This is a genomic window from Streptomyces sp. NPDC058289, assembly GCF_042880975.1.
In the GTDB taxonomy this organism is placed as follows: Bacteria; Actinomycetota; Actinomycetes; order Streptomycetales; family Streptomycetaceae; genus Streptomyces; species Streptomyces stoeckheimensis.
Genome location: NZ_JBHVYI010000111.1, coordinates 23,255 through 25,834, shown reverse-complemented (window position 1 = coordinate 25,834; position 2,580 = coordinate 23,255). Strand labels below are relative to the sequence as shown.

At 68.6% G+C, this 2,580-nt stretch carries 4 protein-coding genes; 2 read left to right on the top strand and 2 right to left on the bottom strand.

The features are described from left to right. Positions 1–127: 127 nt before the first annotated feature. Positions 128–406 carry a GlsB/YeaQ/YmgE family stress response membrane protein gene (locus tag ACFVX6_RS35890; RefSeq protein WP_389698727.1) on the bottom strand — a complete coding sequence of 93 codons (279 nt, stop codon included), beginning with the start codon at positions 404–406 and terminating at the stop codon, positions 128–130. A gap of 178 nt (positions 407–584) precedes the next feature. On the opposite strand from ACFVX6_RS35890, the gene ACFVX6_RS35885 reads away from it, so the two are divergent. After that, a complete protein-coding gene (locus ACFVX6_RS35885) occupies positions 585–917 on the top strand; it encodes a DUF3099 domain-containing protein (protein WP_389698725.1) in 333 nt (110 codons plus the stop codon). A gap of 136 nt (positions 918–1,053) precedes the next feature. Further along, positions 1,054–1,314: a hypothetical protein gene (locus ACFVX6_RS35880; RefSeq protein ID WP_250742235.1), complete on the top strand. Its 261-nt coding sequence runs from the start codon at positions 1,054–1,056 to the stop codon at positions 1,312–1,314. 48 nt (positions 1,315–1,362) lie between these two features. Here the strand turns inward: ACFVX6_RS35880 and moaA are convergent, their stop codons facing one another. Then, positions 1,363–2,352 carry a GTP 3',8-cyclase MoaA gene (gene moaA, locus ACFVX6_RS35875; RefSeq protein WP_250742236.1) on the bottom strand — a complete coding sequence of 330 codons (990 nt, stop codon included), beginning with the start codon at positions 2,350–2,352 and terminating at the stop codon, positions 1,363–1,365. Between the last annotated feature and the right edge of the window lie 228 nt (positions 2,353–2,580).

Genomic DNA, 2,580 nt, shown 5'->3' with positions numbered 1-2,580 from the left:
AGTCCGAATCGCCTCTTTTTTGCTGCCCGGTGGCCTGTTATTTGTTTTCCGGTTCGCCGTCTGGGACCCCGCCCGCGTCCCGCGCCCCCCCCTCCGTCGTGCTCCGCCGCAGAGCGGGCGGAAGCCCTCAGGTCATCTGCTTCTTGCTACCGCGGAACGAGCTGTAGATCAGGTCTCCGAGACCGACCACCACGACGGCTCCGGCGAGCTGCAGCAAGTGCCTGATCCAGTCGATGCCCTTGGTCTCGTTGACGCCGATCCACGTGGCCACGGCGTTGCCGAGGACCGCGCCGACGATGCCGAAGATGGTGGTCAGCCAAAGGGGCTGGTGCTGCTTGCCCGGCAGGATCGCCCGGGCAATCAGTCCCAGTACAAAGCCGACGATGATCGCCCACAACCAACCCATGTCGAGCCTCCTCCTGGCGCGTTGTGCGCATGTGGGCCCAGTCTCGACCCGTCCGGCCTACTGCGCATTTCGGACAGCGCCATTCGGGGGACACCCCCTCTGCCCGGCCGGGGGCGCGCGGCGTACCGTGGAGGCGTCCGGGCCGGGGAGTGTCCGGCGATCGATCGGGTGGTGGGTTGTGGAACGGACGAAGCGGAACGGGTCCGAGGTCTTCCGGATCACGGGGGCGCGGATGAGCCTCGCCGAGGACGTACGGGGACGCCAACGCCGGTACGTGATCTCGATGCTGATCAGGACCCTGTCGGTCGTCGCGACGATCGTCCTGTGGAACGTACAGCGGCCCGTGGCCATCGTGACGCTCGTCGCGGGGGCGCTGCTGCCGTACATCGCGGTGGTCATCGCCAACGCGGGGCGCGAATCGACGCCGTCCCTGCCGTCCCACTTCGTTCCGGCGCCCGTGCGCCCCGCGCTCGATGACGGAAACCTCAAGAAAAGCTCAGATCAATCATGAAGTTCCAGTGCACCGCACCGGGTCCTGCGTGACATACTGCCTACGCGCTCCGCATCCCCCGTCGGAGCGACGGACCGACGCCGGGCAGCTCCCCCCGTGGCTGCTCGGCGTCGCCATTCCGTCTTAGGGTTGAGCCGTGACTCCCCTTGACGCGCTCCTGAACGACGCTTCCGCCGCCGACGCGCCCACCTGCTCCGCCAAGGCCTGCCGCGAGGCGGCCGTCTGGGTCCTGGCGTGGAACAACCCGAAGCTGCACACCCCCGAGCGCCGCAAGACCTGGCTGGCGTGCGAGGAGCACCGCGAGCACCTGTCCCAGTTCCTGGGGGTCCGCGGATTCCTCAAGGACGTCGTGAAGCTCGACGAGTGGGAAGCGCCCGAGGGCTCGCAGCGGCCGTAGCCACTGCGAGCCCTCGGGGTCGCTCGGAACCGTTCCCGACGGTGGAGGTCAGCCGCCGATCGCCGACATCGGGCGGTCGGGCTGCAGGAAGGTCGGGTCGTCGAGGCCGGACCCGGCCTTCTTGCCCCACATCGCCACCTTCCACAGGCGGGCGATCTCCTCGTCCGGGGCGCCCGAGCGCAGGGCGGCGCGCAGGTCGGACTCCTCGGTGGCGAAGAGGCACGTACGGATCTGGCCGTCGGCCGTGAGGCGCGTACGGTCGCAGGCGCCGCAGAAGGGACGGGTGACCGAGGCGATGACGCCGACGGTGGCCGGGCCGCCGTCGACGACCCACCGCTCGGCCGGGGCGGAGCCGCGCTCCTCGGACCCTTCTTCGGTGAGCGTGAAGCGGGTGCGCAGGGACTCCAGGATGTCACCGGCGGTGATCATGCCGTCGCGCTTCCAGCCGTGCTGGGCGTCGAGCGGCATCTGCTCGATGAAGCGGAGCTCGTACTCGTTCTCCACGGCCCAGGCCAGCAGGTCGGGAGCCTCGTCGTCGTTGAGTCCGGGCATCAGGACCGCGTTGACCTTGACGGGGGTGAGGCCGGCGTCGCGGGCGGCGGCCATGCCCTCGATGACGTCCTTGTGGCGGTCGCGCCGGGTCAGGGTCTTGAAGACCTCGGGCCGCAGGGTGTCGAGGGAAACGTTCACCCTGTCCAGGCCGGCGGCCTTGAGGGCCTGCGCGGTGCGCTTGAGGCCGATGCCGTTGGTGGTCAGCGACATCTTGGGGCGGGGCTCCAGGGCCGCGCACTGCTCGACGATCCCGACGAGGCCGGGGCGCAGCAGCGGCTCGCCGCCGGTGAAGCGGACTTCCTTGATCCCGAGCTGGGTGACCGCGATGCGGATCAGGCGGACGATCTCGTCGTCACTGAGCAGATCCGATTTGCCGAGCCACTGCAGGCCCTCCTCGGGCATGCAATACGTACAGCGCAGATTGCACCGGTCGGTGAGTGAGACGCGCAGGTCAGTGGCTACGCGGCCGTAGGTGTCGAGAAGCACTGTAAGCCCCCTCCCCTGTCCGGTTTGTAGAGGTTTGCGCCGTGATGGATGAGAGTACGAGCGCTATCAACGAGCCTACGCGACACCTGTGCCCTGAAGGGGTGCCCGAACGAACGAGACGAGGCGTGGCCGTGTGGTAGGGGAATAAACCAACGCCCCCCCAGGGGGTGGGAGGAACTAGCCGGTGCGCACCCGGTCAGTGTTGGCCCGGTTCCGCGGTGAAGTAAA

Coding starts and splice junctions, on each gene's coding strand:
- ACFVX6_RS35890 (WP_389698727.1), bottom strand. CDS start 406: ATGGGTTGGTTGTGGGCGATCATCGTCGGCTTTGTACTGGGACTGATT.